Origin of the sequence: Paracoccus sanguinis, assembly GCF_900106665.1 — a bacterium.
Classification (GTDB): Bacteria; Pseudomonadota; Alphaproteobacteria; order Rhodobacterales; family Rhodobacteraceae; genus Paracoccus; species Paracoccus panacisoli.
In genome coordinates, this window is the sequence record NZ_FNNA01000002.1 from 42,946 (window position 1) to 60,782 (window position 17,837).

The following is a 17,837-nucleotide window of genomic DNA, read 5'->3' on the forward strand; positions in this document are numbered from 1 at the left end:
GGGGTCGGGGTTGGGGGTGCGGTCCATGCCGCCGCACGGGTGACGAAAGGCCCGCGGCGTGCGGGCCTTTCGCGTTGGTCAGGTGGCGCGCGGGCTTACTTCTGCCAGCTCTTCACCAGCTCGTCGTAATCGACGGTCTCGGGCGCCGGGTCCTCGTTCTCGAGCTTGAGCTGAGGGGCGAGGTTGCCGGCCTTGACGGCCTCGGCGTTCCAGTAGGCGAGGTCATGCTCGTCGGCCAGTTTCGGGCCGATGTCGCCCTGCACCCCGGCCTTCTCGAGCCGCGCCATCACCTTCTCCTGCTCGGCGCACAGGCTGTCCATCGCCTCCTGCGCGGTCTTGGCGCCCGACGAGGCATCGCCGATCGCCTGCCACCAGAGCTGCGCGAGCTTCGGATAGTCCGGCACGTTGGTGCCCGTGGGCGACCACTGCAGGCGGGCGGGCGAGCGGTAGAACTCGATCAGACCGCCCAGCTTCGGCGCGCGCTCGGTGAACGACTTGTCGTCGATCGTCGACTGGCGGATGAAGGTCAGCCCGACGTGGGATTTCTTCACGTCCACCGTCTTCGAGGTGACGAACTGCGCATAGAGCCACGCGGCCTTGGCGCGGTCGTCGGGCGTCGACTTCAGCAGCGTCCACGAGCCGGCGTCCTGGTAGCCGAGCTTCATGCCGTCCTTCCAGTAGGCACCGTGCGGCGAGGGGGCGAAGCGCCATTTCGGCGTGCCGTCCTCGTTCACCACCGGCAGGCCGTCCTTGACGAAGTCGGCGGTGAAGGCGGTGTAGGTGAACATCTGCTGGGCGACTTCGCCCTGGCTCGGCACCGGGCCGCTTTCCGAGAAGGTCATCCCCTGCGCGGCGGGCGGCGCATAGGCCTTGAGCCAGTCGAGGTACTTCTGGATCGCATAGACCGCCGCCGGGCCGTTGGTGTCGCCGCCGCGGGCTACGCACGAGCCGACCGGACGGTCGTTCTCGTCCACGCGGATGCCCCATTCGTCGACCGGCTTGCCGTTCGGGATGCCCTTGTCGCCGTTTCCGGCCATCGACAGCCACGCATCGGTGAAGCGCCAGCCGAGCGAGGGGTCCTTCTTGCCATAGTCCATATGGCCGTAGACCTTCTTGCCGTCGATCTCGCGGCCGGTGAAGAACTCGGCGATGTCCTCATAGGCCGACCAGGTGACCGGGACGCCCAGGTCGTAGCCGTACTTGGCCTTGAAGTCGTCCTTGTTCTTCTGGTCGTCGAACCAGTCCTTGCGGAACCAGTAGAGGTTGGCGAACTGCTGGTCGGGCAGCTGGTAGAGGTTGCCGTCCGGCGCCGTGGTGAAGGACTTGCCGATGAAGTCGTCGATGTCGAGCGTGGGCGAGGTCACGTCCTTGCCGGCGTTCGCCATCCAGTCGGTCAGGTTGCGGGCCTGCTGATAGCGCCAGTGGGTGCCGATCAGGTCGCTGTCGTTGACATAGGCGTCATAGACGTTCTCGCCCGACTGCATCTGGGTCTGCAGCTTCTCGACCACGTCGCCCTCGCCGATCAGGTCATGGGTGACCTTGATGCCGGTGATGGCGGTGAAGGCCGGGGCCAGCACCTTGGATTCGTATTCGTGGGTGGTGATCGTCTCGGACACGACCTTGATGTCCATGCCGGCGAAGGGCTTGGCCGCGTCGATGTACCACTGCATCTCCTTTTCCTGATCCGCGCGGGACAGGGTCGAGAGATCGCCGATCTCCTTGTCGAGGAAGGCCTTCGCCTCCTCGATGCCGGCCTGCGCGCCGGTGGCCAACAGCGCAAGCGCGATGGCGGTGGTCAGGTGCAGTCTCATGGTCTTCCTCCCTCAAGGGCCCCTTTTCGGCCCGGTTGTCACACCCAGCGGAACACCGCCGCGGCGTAGATGATCGCAACGACCAGCCCGCCCCAGACCGGGCTGGCGCCCAGCCCGACCCAGGCAAGGTTGATGAATGCCGACCCGAGCAGGCTGATGAACAGCCGGTCGCCGCGGGTCGTCATGATCCCCAGCACGCCGCGGCGCGGCGTCTCGGGAAAGCGGATCGCCAGCCAGATCAGCGTCAGCAGCAGCGCCGCGATGATCCAGTAGAAGAGCGCGGTCGGAAAGGTCCACGCCATCCAGTTGCCCGGCGAGAGCGAGGCGGTCCAGTCGCGCACCCCGTCCTCGACCGGCACGAGGGTGACAAGCCATGCGAGCACGGCGAGCATCAGCGCGGCGGCGGCGGCGAACCCCGCCATCACGGCCCCGGAACGCGACCGCGGCACGGGCGCGGACTTGGGGGCGGCGGCTTCGGGAACAGGCGTCAGGGCCATCACACCCTCCCCAGGGCAAAGCCCTTGGCAATGTAGTTGCGCACGAACCAGATCACGAGCGCGCCGGGCAGGATCGTCAGCACCCCCGCCGCCGCCAGCACCCCCCAGTCCATCCCCGAGGCCGAGACGGTCCGGGTCATGGTGGCCGCGATCGGCTTGGCGTTGACGCTGGTCAGGGTGCGCGAGAGCAGCAGCTCGACCCACGAGAACATGAAGCAGAAGAACGCGGCGACCCCGATGCCGCTCGCGATCAGCGGCACGAAGATGCGGGTGAAGAAGCGCGGGAAGGAATAGCCGTCGATATAGGCCGTCTCGTCGATCTCGCGCGGGACGCCGGACATGAAGCCCTCGAGGATCCAGACCGCCAGCGGCACGTTGAAGAGGCAGTGCGCCAGCGCCACCGCGATGTGGGTGTCGAAGAGCCCTACCGCCGAATAGAGCTGGAAGAACGGCAGCGCGAAGACCGCAGCCGGCGCCATCCGGTTCGACAGCAGCCAGAAGAACAGGTGCTTGTCGCCGAGGAAGCGGTAGCGCGAGAAGGCATAGGCCGCCGGCAGCGCCACCCCGATCGAGATCGCGGTGTTCATCAGCACGTAGGTCAGCGAGTTGACGTAGCCCATGTACCAGCTCGCATCCGTCAGGATGGTCCGATAGTTGGCCAGCGTCGGCGCGTGCGGGAACAGGGTGAAGCTGCCGGTGATCTCGGTGTTCGTCTTGAAGCTCATGTTCACGAGCCAGTAGATCGGGATCAGCAGGAACAGCAGGTACAGCGTCATCACGACAGCCGCGCCATAGCGGGGGGAGCGGGTGCTCATCTCGGGGCCTCGTTCTCGGCGGTCATGACGGTGTAGAAGACCCAGGAAATCAGCAGGATCACGAGGAAGTAGATCAGGCTGAACGCCGCCGCCGGGCCGAGGTCGAACTGCCCCACGGCCATCTTGACCAGGTCGATCGACAGGAAGGTGGTGGCGTTGCCGGGTCCGCCGCCGGTCACGACGAACGGTTCGGTGTAGATCATGAAGCTGTCCATGAAGCGCAGCAGCACCGCGATCAGCAGCACGCCCCGCATCTTGGGCAGCTCGATGTAGCGGAAGACGCTCCAGCGGCTCGCCTGGTCGATCTCGGCGGCCTGGTAGAAGGCCTGCGGGATGGACTGCAGCCCGGCATAGCAGAGCAGCGCCACGAGGCTCGTCCAGTGCCACACGTCCATGACGATGATCGTGGCCCAGGCGTCGAAGGCGTCGCTGACGTAGTTGTAGTCGATCCCCAGCGCCGCCAGCGTGCGGCCCAGAAGGCCGATGTCCACGCGGCCGAACACCTGCCAGATGGTGCCGACGACGTTCCACGGAATGAGCAGCGGCAGCGCCATGAGGACGAGGCAGACCGAGGCCCAGAAGCCCTTCTTCGGCATGTTCAGCGCGATGAAGATGCCGAGCGGGATCTCGATCACGAGGATGATGGCCGAGAACAGGATCTGCCGGCCGAGGGCGGCCCGGATGCGGTCGCTCGCCAGCACCTCCTGGAACCAGCCGAGGCCGTTCCAGAAGAACTGGTTGTTGCCGAAGGTGTCCTGCACCGAATAGTTCACCACCGTCATCAGCGGGATCACCGCCGAAAAGGCGACCAGGACGAGGACCGGCAGGACGAGGAACCAGGCGCGGTTGTTGACGGGCTTGTCCATCAGGCGGCGCTCGCTTGGGTCAGGGGCGCAATGCGCCAGTCATCGACGAAGACCCCGATCCGGGCGGGGTCCAGCACCACGCGGTCGGCGCCCGCGGGGATCGGCTCACCCTCGGGCACGGTCAGGTTGAAGGCGGCCGCGCCGACCCGTCCGCGCACGATACGGTGGCGGCCGGCGTCCTCGATCCGCTCGATGCGGAACGGCAGGCCCGCGCCCGCGGTGGCAAGATGGGCGGCGTCGGGGCGGATGCCGATCTGCACCCGGCCCGCGCCCGGCGCATAGGCCGCGCCCAGCGGCACGGCGGCGCCCGCGACATGGGCCGTCGCCCCCTCGACCTGCGCGTCGAGCAGGTTCATGCCCGGTGAGCCGATGAAATGGCCGACGAAGGTGTGGGCCGGTGTCTCGAAGAGCGCCTGCGGGGTGCCCGCCTGCACGACCCGGCCCTCGGACATCACCACCACCTCGTCGGCGAAGGTGAGCGCCTCGGTCTGGTCGTGGGTCACGTAGATCATCGTGTGGCCGAAGTCGCGGTGCAGCGCCTTGAGCTGGGTCCGCAGCTCCCATTTCATCTGCGGGTCGATCACGGTCAGCGGCTCGTCGAAGAGGATCGCGTTCACGTCCTGCCGCACCATGCCGCGGCCAAGGCTGATCTTCTGCTTGGCATCCGCCGTCAGCCCGCGGGCGCGGTGATCGAGCTCGGCCTCCATCCCGATCATGCGGGCGATCTCGGCCACGCGGGCGGCGATCTCGGCCGCCGGGACGCCGCGGTTGCGCAGCGGGAAGGCGAGGTTCTCGCGCACCGTCATGGTGTCGTAGACGACCGGGAACTGGAACACCTGGGCGATGTTGCGCGCGGCGGTGGGGCTGCGGGTCACGTCGCGGTCGTCGAACAGCACCCGGCCCCGCGACGGCGTCACCAGCCCCGAGATGATGTTGAGCAGCGTGGTCTTGCCGCAGCCCGACGAGCCGAGCAGCGCATAGGCGCCGCCGTCGCGCCAGGTCATGGTCATCGGCTTCAGCGCGTAGTCCGCGTCCGAGCGCGGCGCGGGGTTGTAGCTGTGGGCGAGGTCGTCCAGCGTGATGCGGGCCATGCGGGCTCCCCTCTCTTACGCCGCGGCCGCGTAGGGGGCCGGACGCGCCAGCCGCCCTTGGGCGTCGAACAGATAGACATGGGCGGGGTCGAGCCAGACGGTCAGCGGCTCGCCCGCGGGCAGGTCGCGGACCCCCTCGACCAGCCCCACCCAGCGGTCCTGGCCGTGGGTCAGGTGCAGGTAGGTCTCGGCCCCGGTGATCTCGGTCACGTCGAGCCGCGCGAGCAGCGGGATCGCCCCCGGCCCCTGCGCCAGCCGCAGGTGCCCGGGCCGGAAGCCCGCGGCGTAGCGCCCGTCGGGGAGGCCCGCGACCGCGAAACCCGCGCCGTCCAGCACCGCCTGGCCGCCGCGCACCTCGATCGACTTGAAGTTCATCGGCGGGTCCGAGAACACCCGCGCGGTCGTGGCGTCGCGGGGGGCGCGATAGACCTCGGGCGTGGGGCCGAACTGGGTGATCCGCCCCTCCCACATGGTCGCGGTGTTGCCGCCGAGCAGCAGCGCCTCTTCAGGCTCGGTCGTCGCATAGACGAAGATCGCGCCGCTTTCGGCGAAGATGCGCGGGATCTCGGCCCGCAGCTCTTCGCGCAGCTTGTAGTCGAGGTTGGCCAGCGGCTCGTCCAGCAGCACCAGCCCAGCGTCCTTGACCAGCGCCCGGGCCAGCGCCGTGCGCTGCTGCTGGCCGCCCGACAGCTCGAGCGGCTTGCGCGCCAGATAGGGCGTCAGCCGCATCAGCTCGGCCGTCTCGCGCACCCGGCGGTCGATCTCGGCCCGCGGCACGCCCTTGAGGCGCAGCGGCGAGGCGACGTTATCGTAGACGCTCATCGCCGGGTAGTTGATGAACTGCTGATAGACCATCGCCACGCCGCGGTCCTGCACCCGCTCGCCGGTCACGTCGCGGCCCTGCCACAGCACCCGGCCGTGGGTGGGCTGGTCGAGCCCCGCCATCAGCCGCATCAGCGTGGTCTTGCCCGAGAGCGTCGGCCCGAGCAGCACGTTCATGGTCCCGGGCGCGAGCGTCAGGTCGGTCGGATGGATCCAGACCTGGCCTCCGACCTCCTTGCCGATCCCCGCAAGTTCCAGCGTCATGCCGCGACCCTCGCGCGGCTCATGTGGCGGCCGACCTCGGCAACCTCGTCGGCGGTCATCCTCAACCCCAGTTTCGAACGGCGCCAGAGCGCATCCTCGGCCTCGCGCGCCCATTCCCGCGTCATCATCCAGTCCAGTTCCCGTTCGGTCAACGTCGCGCCGAAGTCGCGCCCAAGGTCGGCCGCGGTCCGCGCGCCGTCCAGCATCACCCGCGCCTCGGTGCCGTAGGCGCGCACCAGCCGCAACGCCCAACGGGGCGTCAGGAAGGGATGCGCGCCACGCAGCGCCTCGACCTGCGCCTGCACGCCGTCGACGGGGAAATCCCCGCCCGGCAGCGCCACGCCCGCGGTCCAGTCCGCCCCGGTCCCGGGCAGCAGCGGCCCGAGCTTGCCCATCGCCGCCTCGGCGAGCCGGCGATAGGTGGTGATCTTGCCGCCGAAGACGTTGAGGCAGGGCGCCCCCTTGCGGTCCAGCGACAGCACATAGTCGCGGGTCGCGGCGGTGGCCGAGGACACCCCGTCGTCATAGAGGGGGCGCACGCCGGAATAGGTCCAGACGACATCCGCCGGCGTCACCGGCTGGCGGAAATAGCGCGAGGCGAAGGTGCAGAGATAGTCGATCTCGGCCGGGGTGCAGACCGCCTCGCCCGGGGCGCCCTGGTGGTCCACGTCGGTGGTGCCGATCAGGGTGAAGTCGGTCTCATAGGGGATCGCAAAGACGATCCGCCCGTCCGGCCCCTGGAAGAAATAGGCCTTGTCGTGGTCGAAGAGGCGCCGGGTCACGATGTGGCTGCCGCGCACGAGGCGGATGCGCTCGGGCGTGACGATGTGGGCCACGTCGGCGATGACCTTGCCGACCCACGGGCCGGCGGCGTTGACGAGCGCGCGGGCGCGGAAGCTGCGTCCGTCGGCCAGGCGCACGGCCCACAGCTCGCCCTCGCGCCGCGCCTCGGTCACCCGGGCGCGGGTCAGGATGTCGGCACCGCGTGCGGCCGCGTCGCGGGCGTTCAGCACCACCAGCCGGGCGTCGTCCACCCAGCAGTCGGAATATTCATAGGCCCGGCGCAGCCGCGGCTGCAGCGGCGCGCCCTCGGGGCCGCGGGTCAGGTCCAGCGACGAGGTGCCGGGCAGGATCGCGCGGCTGCCGAGGTGGTCATAGAGAAACAGCCCCGCCCGGATCATCGCCGCCGGCCGGCGGCCGCGCAGGAACGGCACCATGCGCGAGACCGGGGTGCCACCCTCGAACCGCATCTCGGGGTCGAGCGGCAGCACGAAGCGCATCGGCCAGCTAATGTGGGGCATTGCTCGCAGCAGCACCTCGCGCTCGCGCAGCGCCTCGCGCACCAGCCGGAACTCGAGGAACTCGAGATAGCGCAGCCCGCCGTGGAAGAGCTTGGTCGAGGACGACGAGGTCGCCTGGGCGAGGTCGCCCTGCTCGGCCAGCCGCACCGACAGGCCGCGCCCGGCGGCGTCGCGGGCGATCCCGCAGCCGTTGATGCCGCCGCCGATGATGAACAGGTCCGTGGTTTCAGCCATCCGTCTCGCGCCTCTGAAGCGTGGCACAAACGATCATATCCGCGTGTGCGCTGTCAAAACCTATTTTCGCTTTCGCGCGATATTTGTCGTTTGCGCGCGTCACCCGCGCGCGCTAGCTTCGACCCGAAAGGGAGTGCGCATGGCTCTCAGCATCCGCCAGATGGATATCGTGAACCTCGCCAAGGCCTCGGGCCGGGTCGAGGTCGATGACCTTGCCAGCCGCTTCGACGTCTCGGTGCAGACGATCCGGCGCGATCTGGGCGAGCTCGCCGATCAGGGGCTGGTCGACCGCGTCCACGGCGGCGCGGTGCTGCCGAGCGGCGTCGCCAACCTCGGCTACGAGGCGCGGCGCCTGCTGCACCAGGAGGCGAAGGAGACCGTGGGCCGGCTCTGCGCCGCGCGGATCCCCGACAACTCCTCGCTGATCCTCAACATCGGCACCACGACCGAGGCGGTGGCGCGGGCGCTGCTCGGGCACCGCAACCTGACGGTGGTGACCAACAACATGAACGTCGCCAACATCATGATCCACAACGACAGCTGCGAGGTGATCGTGGCGGGCGGCGCGGTCCGGCGTTCGGACGGCGGGCTGGTGGGCGATCTGACGAGTGAGCTGATGACCAACTTCAAGGTCGATTTCGCGGTGATCGGCTGCTCGGCGATGGATGCGGACGGCGACGTGCTCGACTACGACCTGGCCGAGGTGCGGGTCAGCCGCACGATCCTGCGGCAGGCGCGGTCGCGGCTGCTGGTGACGGACCTGAGCAAGCTGGGCCGGTCGGCGCCGATCAAGGTGGTGTCGCTCGCCGAACTCGACGCGATCGTGACCGAGGCCCTCCTGCCCGACGCGCTGCGCGAACGCTGCGCGGGGTGGGAGACGGAGTGCGTTTCGGCCTGACGCCTCAGGGCGCGAGCAGGTAGCGGCCCCCGCCGGCCGGGTCGAAGCCGCGGATCGCCAGCCCCTCGGCGAAGGCCCCCTCCAGCGCCGTGCGCAGCGCCAGCCGCCGGGCCAGCGGGTCTTCCCCGCCCGCGTCCAGCGGGACGATCCGCGGGGCGGCCTCGGGGCGGATCGGGTCAGGCGTCGGCAGGTGCCATTCGACCAGCAGCCGGTCCGAGGGCACCCCCGCGTTGATCCCCGCCATTTCGCCGTAATAGTCGCGCAGATAGGTCCGCGCGCTCGCCCCCAGGACGCCGATGTTGAGCGCCGCGTTCGGTTTGCGGGCCGGATCGAAGGTCCAGGTGACGAGGCGGATGCCCTGCGCGAGGCACCAGTCGCGCTGGAAGAGCTTGAGCCGCTTGCCCAGGCCCCGCCCCTGCCAGTCGGGCCTGATCCCCAGCCGGTGCGAGTGCTGGCGCGCCGGATCGCGGGTCGGGAAGCCGAAGAGATAGCCGACCGGCGCGCCCTCGCCGTCCGCCGCCACCGCGACAAGCCCCCCCGCCTCGACCACCGCCGCCATCAGGTCGGCGGGGTCGGGCAGGTCGCCCTCGCCCCAGACGGCGACCTGCAACGCCTCGAGCCGGCGCAGGGTGGCGATGTCGCCGACCGCGCGGATGACGGGGGCTTCGCTCATGCGCCGAAGACCTCGCGGCTCGCCGTCACGCTGTCGAGGAAGGCGCGGTCAAGCGTCACGCCGGTCCCCGGTCCGGGCGGCACCGGCATGATTCCGTCCGCCGCCTCGAGCCGCTCGGCCACGATGTCGCGGGCAAAATAGCGGCTCGACGACGAGGTGTCGCCGGGGCGGGTGAAGCCCGGCAGGCTCGACAGATGCAGGTTGTGCGCCCGCCCGATCCCTGATTCGAGCATCCCGCCACACCACACCGGCACGTCGAAGGCGGCGCAGAGATCGTGGATGCGCCGCGCCTCGAGATGGCCGCCGACGCGCCCGACCTTGATGTTGACGACCCGCGCCGCCCCCATCACCAGCGCCCGGCGGGTGTCGGCGGCCGAGCGCAGGCTCTCGTCCAGGCAGATCGGCGTCGCCAGCCGGGCCTGCAGGGCGGCGTGGTCCACCATGTCGTCGAAGGCCAGCGGCTGCTCGATGTAGTCGAGCCCGTAGCGGTCGAGCCGGGCCAGATGCGCGGCGTCCGCCAACCGGTACGAGGCGTTCGCGTCGACCGTCAGATGCGCGTCGGGAAACGCCGCCCGCACCGCGTCGAGCACCGCGAGATCGTGGCCCGGCATGATCTTGAGCTTGATGCGCCGGTAGCCCTGCGCCAGATGCGCGCCGACCCGCTCGACCGTGCCGGGGATGTCGCCGATCCCGAGCGAGACCCCGACCTCGACCGCGTCCCGCGTCCCGCCGAGCAGCGCCTTGAGCGGCACGTTCAGGCTGCGCGCCCAGAGGTCCCACACCGCCATCTCGACCATGGCCCGGGTCATGCGGTGGCCGCGCCACCCCTCCATCCCCGCGGCGATGTCCTGCGGCGCGGTCAGGGCGCGGCCGACGAGGCCAGGCAGCAGCACCTCGCGCAAGAGCGCGAGGGCAGCGGGCAGGGTTTCCTCGAGATAGTCGGGCAGTGGGTCCATCACCCCCTCGGCCACCCCCTCGACCCCGTCCGCGTGCAGGATCAGCAGCGGGAACACCTTCTCGGTCATCGTCCCGGTGGCGATGGTGAAGGGGGTGAGCAACGGCAGCCGCACGATGCGCAGCTCGGCACGCTCGATCCTGAGGGCATGGGGGTTCGGCATCGACGGGCCTCGCGGGGGCGGTTCGGCCGCACCCTAGCCGGGCGCGCGGGCGGGGGGAACCGCCGCGGTCAGAGGCACATCGACATGGTCGCCACCGGCATCAGCGTCCAGACGGTCGCCGCCAGCGCCGCCAGCGCCAGCGTCATGGCGACGAGGCGGTGGAACCGCGTGTCGCCGCCCAGCGGGCCGCGGTAGGCGTGGGCGAGCAGCAGGTGACCCGCGATGGCGACGCCCCAGGCGGCCAGCAGCATCAGCCGCCAGGTGGCGGCGTCCAGATGCGCGCCGTGGCGCGAGCAGACCAGCCCCTCGAGCCCGTAGATCGCGCTGAACGCCACGATCCAGAGGGTGAAGGGCGCGGCGATGCGCAGGATGTCCCGCATCAGAACGCCCCCGGCAGCCAGGCGGCGGCGAGACCCACGGTCCCGACCAGCGCCGCGTAATCCACCCAGAGCCGCAGCACCCGCACCGGGTTGAAGCGCCGCGCCGAGAGGTAACCGGCGCGCTGGCGCGCCATGACGAAGCCCGTCATCACCAGCGCCACCCCGGCGTGGAAGGCCACGTAGCCCGCGATCGCCCAGACCGTCGCGTCATAGGCGTGGGCCGCCGGCGCCCCCACCCCGCGCATCACCGTCACCGCCGCCGCGATCCAGCCCCCCAGCCCCAGCGCGGCGAAGACCAGCCCCAGCCACGGGGTGCCGCCGCGGCGCAGCTGCACCTCGGCCAGCCGCGGGCCGGCGAGCGTCAGCAGCAGCGCGCCCAGCGCCAGCGCCGGGCCGAGCCGGTCGAGCGCGAGAAACGCGGGCGGCGGCCAGTTCGGCGCCACGGTCCAGAGGAACGCATAGCCGAAGAGCAGCGAGCCGAAGAGCACGCTGTCGGCCAGCAAAAGGAACAGCGACCCCCACCAGCCCGGCGGGTCGGCGACCTCGGCCGCGGTGGGCAGCATCACCCCGTGGCCTGCGTCAAGCGGGCCGGTGTCGGCGCGCTCGCCCATCTTCCACGCCCAGCGCAGCGCCAGCGCCGTGACGACCGGCACCGCAAGCCCGGCCAGCAGCCACTGCTTGAAGACAGGCATCATGAACATGAACCCGGTCACCGCGGCGAGGACCAGCGGCTCGATCGTGTTGCCGGGGAACGGCACGATATAGGCCGGCGCCCCGTCGGCGGTCCGCACCGTCAGCGTCTCGCGCCGGCCGCGCAGCGGCTCGCCCAGGTAGCCCTCGCCGCGGGCGATGCGGGCGGGCAGGGTCGGGTCGTCCTCGAGCGGGTAGCGGCCGTGCACCGTGGGGATCGAGGCGATGTTGTAGGGCGGCGCCGGCCGCGCGGTCGCCCATTCGAGCGTCCCCGCGCCCCACGGGTTGCGCGGCCCCCGCGCCGCCATCAGCGCGTTCACCGCGACGTCGATGATCACCAGCGCGAACCCCGCCGCCATCACGAAGCCGCCGATCGAGGCGACCAGGTTGATCCACTCCCACCCGTGGCCGCCCTCGTAGCTGTGGATGCGGCGGCGCTGGCCCAAGAGGCCCGCCCAGTGAAGCGCAAGGAAGGTGACGTGGAAGGCGGGCACGGTCAGCCAGAACGCCGCCTCGCCGGTGCGGAAGAACCGGGTACGGCCGCTGAACATCGGCAGCCAATAGTAGATCGCGGCGATCATCGGGAAGACGAAGCCGCCGACGAGGACGTAGTGCAGGTGCGCCACGATGAACTGGGTGTCGTGCACCTGCCAGTCGAACGGCACCATGGCGACCATCACCCCGGTCAGCCCGCCGATCACGAAGGTGACGAAGAACCCCATCAGCCACAGCATCGGCAGCGACATGGTCGGCCGCCCGCGCCAGAGCGTCCCGATCCAGGCGAAGATCTGCACCCCCGTCGGCACCGCCACCAGCGTCGAGGCGGCCGAGAAGAACGCGAGCCCCATGTGCGGGATGCCGGTGGTGAACATGTGGTGCACCCACAGCCCGAAGCTGAGCACCGCAAGCGACACCGCCGCGGCCACGATCCAGCCGTAGCCGAGCAGATGGGTCCGCGCCATCACCGGCAGGATCGTCGAGATCGCGCCCGCCGCGGGCAGGAAGATGATGTAGACCTCGGGGTGGCCGAAGAGCCAGAAGAGGTGCTGCCAGAGCAGCGAGTCGCCCCCCTCGGCCGGCTGGAAGAACGGCAGGCCGAAGGCGCGCTCGAGCTCGAGCAGCAGCGAGCCGAGGATCATCGGCGGGAACGCCGTCAGGATCATCACCGCGACGACGAGCATGTACCACGCGAAGATCGGCATCCGGTCGAGCGACATTCCCGCGGCGCGGAACCGCAGGATGGTCACCACCACCTCGACCGCGGTGGCGATGGCGGAAATCTCGATGAAGGCGATGCCGAGCAGCCAGACGTCCGAGTTGATGCCCGGCGCGTGGATTGCCGAGCTGAGCGGCGGATACATGAACCAGCCGCTGTCGGGCGCGACCCCGGCCAGCAGCGCCAGCACCATCGTCCCCGAGCCGATGAAGTAGCACCAGAAGGCGAACATCCCGATCCGCGGGAACGCGAGGTCGCGGCTGCCCAGCAGCCCGGGCAGGATGTAGATCGCCAGCGCCTCGAAGAAGGGGATGGCGAACAGGAACATCATGATGGTCCCGTGCATGGTGAAGATCTGGTTGTAGATCTCCGGCCCGACGAAGGCGCTGTCGGGGGTGGCGAGCTGGGCCCGGATCAGCATGGCGAGGATGCCGCCGACCACGAACATCCACGTCGCCGTCATCAGGAACATCCGGCCCAGCCGGGTGTTGCTGGTGGTCTTCAGCCAGCCGCGCAGCCCCGGCTCGTTGTCCCAGACCGGCAGCAGCCGCCGGTGCAGCCTGAGCGCGGTCAGTTCGGGCCCCGGGGCCCCGAGGGGGGACGGGTGCGGCGCGGGCTGGCGGGGCTCGGTCACTCGGTCGCTCCTGCAAGGAATTGCTGCCAGCCGGCAGGGTCGTGGGCGATGACGCGGAAGCGGTGGGCGAGGTAGCCGGTACCGTTGAACTCGGCGCTGACGCCCTTGAACTCGCCCGGGCCGTCGGCCTCGATCCGCAGCACGTTGACGTGGCCGGGGATCGCGTCGAGCTTGCCGGCGAGCCGCGGCACCCAGAAGCTGTGGATGACGTCGGCGGTGGTGATCTCGACATCGACCGGGCGGCCGGCGGGGATGTGCAGCACGTCGCGGGTCTCGCGCCCCGGGGCGTCGGCATAGCCGAAGCGCCACTCCCACTGGCGGCCCTCGGCGCGCACGGTCACCAGGTCGTCGTGCGGCCGCGGCATCAGCCGCTCACCCACCACCAGCCCATAGGCGGTCAGCGCGCCCAGCACGACGAGCGAGAAGGTCAACCCCATGCCGCCGAGCCAGCGCCGCTCGGCCCGTGCCAGATCTTCCCTCGCCAGATCGGCCGCGTCGGTGCCGTCCGCGCGATGGCCGGCGTCAGGATGGCCGGCGCGGAAAGCCAGCACCAGCAGCACCATCACCAGCGCAAAGATCGCCGCCGCGCCGCCGATCAGCACCCACCACATCGTCGCAATGGATTGCGCCGCAGGCCCCGCCGGTTGCAGGGTAGAGAGCGACCCCTCGCACGCCGCGAGCCCCAGCGGGGCCGCGAGCCACACAGACCGGACGGAAAGGCGCCCCGCGCGATGGCCGAGCAGAAGATCGAGACCCCGAACCCCGAGCTGATCGACCCGATCAGCGCCGACCCCGAGTTCCACGAGACCGAGTCGCGCATCGCCATCCTCGGCCATCCGCTGCACGCCATGTCGGTGTCGTTCCCGATCGCGCTGTCGTTCTGCAACTTCGGCGCCGACGGGCTCTACTGGCTGACCGGCGACGTGTTCTGGGCCCGGGCCGGGGTGTGGTCGGCGGGCACGGCCTTCCTCTTCGGGCTGCTCGCCGGGCTGATCGGCACGGTCGAGCTGCTGCTGGTGCCCGGCATCCGCGCCCGCGCCGCGGCCTGGACGCATTTCGTCATCGCCGTGCTGCTGCTGTCGGTCCTGGGGCTGAACTGGGGCTTCAGGATGCAGGGCTACGAAAGCGCGGTCCTGCCCTACGGCATCATGCTCTCGGCGTTCATCGTCGTGATGGTGTCGGCGACCGGGTGGCATGGCGGCAAGCTCGTGTTCGATTATCACCTGGGGACATCCAAGGGCAAATGAACCCCGACCGGGCGGGTCAGCCAGTCCGGCACCGGGACGCTCGACAAATCCGGCTTGGCCAGCACGAAGGTCAGCACGCCGAGGATCGGCACCATGACCAGCACCAGCGGCAGCACCGGCGCGGGCGGGGCGTGCGAGCCCTCGGTCTCGGCCACCTCGACCAGCGTGCCGCCGATCCATGCGTGGAACGCCACCATCAGCGCCACGCAGACGAGCTTGGCGAACATCCAGAGCGTGAAGGCCTCGCGCAGGAAGATCAGCACCGTCCCGGTGGCGATGGCGATCACCGCCGCCGGGGTGACGAGCAGGGTATAGCTGCGGTGCGTGGCCTGGCGGATGCGGCTGAAGTCGGCCTGCCCGACCGCGTTCTCGTGCCGCGCCATCATCATCGGCAGGGCAAAGAGCCCCGCCGTCCACACCGCGATCATGCTGATGTGGACCGCCTTGAGATAGGGGATGAGGGTCAGAAGCCACGCGCTCATGCGCTGTGCGCCACGGTCATTGCGCGCCAGCCGCGCCGGGCGACGAGCAGGCCGAGCGCCGCATAGGGCAGCCCCGCCGGCACCCACATGATCAGCCCGCCGAGCTGCTGGTCCGAGAGCGCCGTGAACCCCCAGTCGAGCGGCGCGGTGGCGTGGATGGCGTAGAGCCCGCGCGGCGCAAAGGTCAGCAGCGCGCCGAGGAAGCCCATCTGCATGTAGGCCCCGAGGATCGAGAGCAGCGCGCTGCCGACCGCCTGGGCGGGGGCGAGCACCGCCCGCCAGAACAGCCAGGCCGAGCCGAGCAGCGTCGCCTGCATCACCCAGTAGACCGCGTGGTTGGCCATCGCCGCGTCATAGGCGGCGGGCACGTGCCAGCCCCACAGCGCCAGCGTCGCCAGCACGAACAGCGGCACCGTGGGCAACGGCCGCCGGGCGGGCAGCGCCAGCGCCAGCAGCGGCGCCGCCACCGCGACGAGGAGGATGTGGTGGACCACGCGGGCCGAGAACAGCGCCGCCGACAGCGCGCAGAGCGGCGAGACGAAGGCCAGCACCAGAACGCCGACCGCCGCGAGCCCTAGCGCCGAGCGGCGCAGCGCGACGGCGGCCCCGGCGAGCGCGGCCAGCAGCAGCGGGTCGACGTTCCAGCGCAGCCAGATCTCGGCCGGCAGCGGCGGGGCGCCGCAGTAAATCCCGCTCAGATCAAGGGACAGCATGGGACATCCGCCATTCGGGTTGCGCTTCGGGCCAGCATGGGTCGGCAAGCCCCGGCGCACAACCCCCGGTTCCGCCGCGTTGCGGTTTGATGCGCTTGGGCCGGGGCGGTGCGGCCGCCCTGCCCCGCCGGCGCCCTACCCCGCCCGCCCCCTACCCCGCCAGCGCCCGCAGCGCCCGCGCCCGGGCCGGCGGGATCGCCTTGATCTCGACCCCGGTGAAGACGTGCATCGTGCCGAGCTGGCGGTCCATCACCGCGTGGTCGCTGACCCAGCCGCCCATCATCAGATAGGTGCGCAGCAGCGGCGGCATCGCCGCCATCGCCCTCCGCGGGTCGGGCCGGCCGATGAGGCGGGCGAAGCGGAAGACCTCGGGCGCCTTGACCCGCGGCAGCCAGCGGCGCGGCGCCACGTGACGGTCGCGCAGCATGGCGAAGGCGTCGCGGTGGCGGGCGGTGTCGGTGCCGAGGAACGACGAGCAGCCGAAGAGCAGCTCGGCCCCCGTCGCCGCGACGTGATCGGCCAGCGCCGCCCAGGCGGCGCGCAGGATGTCGGGATCGGAATGGGCGGGGTGGACGCAGAACCGCCCGAGCTCGACCATCGGCGCGGGAAAGTCCCGCAACCCGCCCAGATCGTAGTGCTGGGCCGAATAGCTGCGCTCGATCTCGGCCCCGGAGGAAAGATCCATGAGCCGGAAACAGGCGACGAGCTGGCCGCTGCGCCCGTCCTCAATCAGCACATGGGTGCAGAGCGCGTCATGCGCGTCGGCATCCCGCGGTGCCGCCTCGGCCGCAGGCTCGGCGCCGTCGCCCGCGTGGCGGGGGCCGAGAAAGCAGAGCCAGCGCAGACGCTGCGCGGCGCTCAGGTCGTCCTCGGTCGTGGCCGGGCGCACCCGCCAGCGCCCCTTCCGCATCTCGCGCATCACGCCCCCTTGCCCGCCGACCGGGCCATCCACCGCGCCCGGCGGTCCCGGCGGGCCGGCGATGCCCGCCCGCCTTGCCCGGCGCCAAACTCGCCCTACCTTGTAAATCTAACGCAACATCGGATGCACCATGAGCGAAAAGATCACCCGCAGCGACGCCGAGTGGCGGGCGCTGCTCGACCCCGAAACCTATCGCGTGACCCGGCAGGCGGGGACCGAGCGGCCGTTCTCGCACGAGGGGTTTCCGAAGGGACCGGGCCACTATGTCTGCGCCTGCTGCGGCGCGCGGCTCTTCGACGGCGACCAGAAGTTCGAAAGCCATTGCGGCTGGCCCAGCTTTTCCCGCGCCGGCGGCGCGATCGGCGAGACGGTGGACCGCAGCCACGGCATGATTCGGACCGAGGTGACGTGCGAGCGCTGCGACGCGCATCTGGGCCACGTCTTTCCCGACGGCCCGCCGCCGACCGGCCTGCGCTACTGCATCAACGGCGTCGCCATCCGCTTCGTGCCGGACGCCGCCTGACGCGCACGCCGACAGTGCCGGCCGAATCAGTTGCCGAACATCTGCCCCGGGTTGAACCGGCCGATCCGCGCAAAGAGCTGCCGCAGCACCGAGGCCGAGGACACCCCGGTGTCGGTCACGCGCTGCGACAGCACCACGATCCGACCCTGCTCGAGCCCGAAGCGCTGGACGTTGGTGACGGTGCCGGCCTGGTCGAAGCTGATCGCCACGACGTGACGCTCGATCTCGCGCGGGGGGTTGAGGCCGTACCGCTCCCACCGCGAGCCGACGTAGTACCAGTCGGACCCGGTCAGCAGCCCCTGCGCCCCCGGACGGCCGATCAGCCCCTCGAGCTCTGCCTGGCTGGTCTGGCCGACGACGACCATCGCCAACTCGTCGTCGGTGGGGACATAGCCGTGGTTGCGGTACATCCGGGTGCAGCCCGCGGTGGCCGCCGCCAGCGGCAGCGCAAGGGTCAGGGCGATCAGACGCCGCCGGGTCGTTGCCATCGGATACCTTCCGCCCACTGGTTCGCGCCGCGTCCTGTCGCGCCCAGTCGCGCCCTCGCGCCGCGGGCGGTTGACGCCGCCGGACCCGCTTAGCAAACTCGGACCGGGCGCTCAAGAATGTCGGTGACACGGCAGCTTGCCGGTCCCCCACCCCT

General features: G+C 70.6%; 19 protein-coding genes. 3 read left to right on the forward strand and 16 right to left on the reverse strand.

The genetic code is table 11. The features are described from left to right. Positions 1-95: 95 nt before the first annotated feature. From BLW17_RS06680 to glpD, 7 genes are read right to left on the reverse strand one after another with little or no spacing between them, the layout of a single operon-like run. Positions 96-1,811 (reverse strand): ABC transporter substrate-binding protein, encoded by a 1,716-nt coding sequence (locus tag BLW17_RS06680; protein ID WP_036734187.1) that lies wholly within the window; start codon positions 1,809-1,811, stop codon positions 96-98. A 38-nt stretch (positions 1,812-1,849) separates the two neighbouring features. Further along, entirely contained in the window at positions 1,850-2,308 is a 459-nt protein-coding gene (locus tag BLW17_RS06685) for a DUF2160 domain-containing protein (RefSeq protein ID WP_231572797.1), read from the reverse strand. Next, positions 2,308-3,123: a carbohydrate ABC transporter permease gene (locus BLW17_RS06690; RefSeq protein WP_036734185.1), complete on the reverse strand. Its 816-nt coding sequence runs from the start codon at positions 3,121-3,123 to the stop codon at positions 2,308-2,310. The genes BLW17_RS06685 and BLW17_RS06690 overlap by 1 nt, the downstream gene beginning before the upstream one ends. Continuing rightward, complete coding sequence (locus BLW17_RS06695) at positions 3,120-3,989, reverse strand: carbohydrate ABC transporter permease (protein WP_036710269.1); 870 nt, start codon at positions 3,987-3,989, stop codon at positions 3,120-3,122. Before BLW17_RS06695 ends, BLW17_RS06690 begins: the two co-directional genes overlap by 4 nt. Continuing rightward, a complete protein-coding gene (locus BLW17_RS06700) occupies positions 3,989-5,080 on the reverse strand; it encodes an ABC transporter ATP-binding protein (RefSeq protein WP_036710267.1) in 1,092 nt (363 codons plus the stop codon). The genes BLW17_RS06695 and BLW17_RS06700 overlap by 1 nt, the downstream gene beginning before the upstream one ends. Positions 5,081-5,095: 15 nt before the next feature. Continuing rightward, positions 5,096-6,166, reverse strand: coding sequence for an ABC transporter ATP-binding protein (locus BLW17_RS06705; protein WP_036710264.1), 1,071 nt, complete (start codon positions 6,164-6,166; stop codon positions 5,096-5,098). Further along, positions 6,163-7,701 carry a glycerol-3-phosphate dehydrogenase gene (glpD, locus tag BLW17_RS06710; RefSeq protein ID WP_036734183.1) on the reverse strand — a complete coding sequence of 513 codons (1,539 nt, stop codon included), beginning with the start codon at positions 7,699-7,701 and terminating at the stop codon, positions 6,163-6,165. The genes BLW17_RS06705 and glpD overlap by 4 nt, the downstream gene beginning before the upstream one ends. A 139-nt stretch (positions 7,702-7,840) precedes the next feature. On the opposite strand from glpD, the gene BLW17_RS06715 reads away from it, so the two are divergent. Further along, entirely contained in the window at positions 7,841-8,599 is a 759-nt protein-coding gene (locus BLW17_RS06715; RefSeq protein ID WP_036734181.1) for a DeoR/GlpR family DNA-binding transcription regulator, read from the forward strand. A gap of 4 nt (positions 8,600-8,603) precedes the next feature. Here the strand turns inward: BLW17_RS06715 and BLW17_RS06720 are convergent, their stop codons facing one another. The 5 genes from BLW17_RS06720 to BLW17_RS06740 form a co-directional block, all read right to left on the reverse strand. Further along, positions 8,604-9,272 carry a GNAT family N-acetyltransferase gene (locus tag BLW17_RS06720; RefSeq protein ID WP_036734179.1) on the reverse strand — a complete coding sequence of 223 codons (669 nt, stop codon included), beginning with the start codon at positions 9,270-9,272 and terminating at the stop codon, positions 8,604-8,606. Continuing rightward, on the reverse strand, positions 9,269-10,390 hold the full coding sequence (menC, locus tag BLW17_RS06725; protein ID WP_036734177.1) for an o-succinylbenzoate synthase: 1,122 nt from the start codon (positions 10,388-10,390) through the stop codon (positions 9,269-9,271). The genes BLW17_RS06720 and menC overlap by 4 nt, the downstream gene beginning before the upstream one ends. A gap of 68 nt (positions 10,391-10,458) precedes the next feature. After that, positions 10,459-10,770 carry a hypothetical protein gene (locus BLW17_RS06730; RefSeq protein ID WP_036734175.1) on the reverse strand — a complete coding sequence of 104 codons (312 nt, stop codon included), beginning with the start codon at positions 10,768-10,770 and terminating at the stop codon, positions 10,459-10,461. Beyond that, positions 10,770-13,250 (reverse strand): cytochrome c oxidase subunit I, encoded by a 2,481-nt coding sequence (ctaD, locus tag BLW17_RS06735; RefSeq protein WP_036734193.1) that lies wholly within the window; start codon positions 13,248-13,250, stop codon positions 10,770-10,772. Before ctaD ends, BLW17_RS06730 begins: the two co-directional genes overlap by 1 nt. A 56-nt stretch (positions 13,251-13,306) precedes the next feature. Next, the gene (locus BLW17_RS06740; protein ID WP_074826350.1) at positions 13,307-14,014 is read right to left on the reverse strand and encodes a cytochrome c oxidase subunit II; all 708 of its coding nucleotides are present in this window, start codon (positions 14,012-14,014) and stop codon (positions 13,307-13,309) included. Positions 14,015-14,041: 27 nt separating this feature from the next. On the opposite strand from BLW17_RS06740, the gene BLW17_RS06745 reads away from it, so the two are divergent. Continuing rightward, entirely contained in the window at positions 14,042-14,557 is a 516-nt protein-coding gene (locus BLW17_RS06745; protein WP_052172001.1) for a DUF2231 domain-containing protein, read from the forward strand. On the opposite strand, the gene BLW17_RS06750 is transcribed toward BLW17_RS06745, so the two are convergent. The 3 genes from BLW17_RS06750 to BLW17_RS06760 form a co-directional block, all read right to left on the reverse strand. After that, positions 14,530-15,039: a CopD family protein gene (locus BLW17_RS06750; RefSeq protein WP_036734171.1), complete on the reverse strand. Its 510-nt coding sequence runs from the start codon at positions 15,037-15,039 to the stop codon at positions 14,530-14,532. The two genes, BLW17_RS06745 and BLW17_RS06750, sit on opposite strands and share 28 nt — an antisense overlap. Beyond that, positions 15,036-15,752 carry a cytochrome c oxidase assembly protein gene (locus BLW17_RS06755; protein WP_036734169.1) on the reverse strand — a complete coding sequence of 239 codons (717 nt, stop codon included), beginning with the start codon at positions 15,750-15,752 and terminating at the stop codon, positions 15,036-15,038. Before BLW17_RS06755 ends, BLW17_RS06750 begins: the two co-directional genes overlap by 4 nt. Positions 15,753-15,903: 151 nt before the next feature. Then, positions 15,904-16,671, reverse strand: coding sequence for a GNAT family N-acetyltransferase (locus BLW17_RS06760; protein WP_036736542.1), 768 nt, complete (start codon positions 16,669-16,671; stop codon positions 15,904-15,906). A gap of 130 nt (positions 16,672-16,801) precedes the next feature. Here BLW17_RS06760 and msrB point away from each other — a divergent pair, with 130 nt between their 5' ends. After that, positions 16,802-17,194 (forward strand): peptide-methionine (R)-S-oxide reductase MsrB, encoded by a 393-nt coding sequence (gene msrB / locus BLW17_RS06765; protein WP_036736543.1) that lies wholly within the window; start codon positions 16,802-16,804, stop codon positions 17,192-17,194. A 26-nt stretch (positions 17,195-17,220) separates the two neighbouring features. Here the strand turns inward: msrB and BLW17_RS06770 are convergent, their stop codons facing one another. After that, positions 17,221-17,682, reverse strand: a complete 462-nt coding sequence (locus BLW17_RS06770) for an outer membrane protein assembly factor BamE (protein ID WP_036704395.1) — start codon at positions 17,680-17,682, stop codon at positions 17,221-17,223. Between the last annotated feature and the right edge of the window lie 155 nt (positions 17,683-17,837).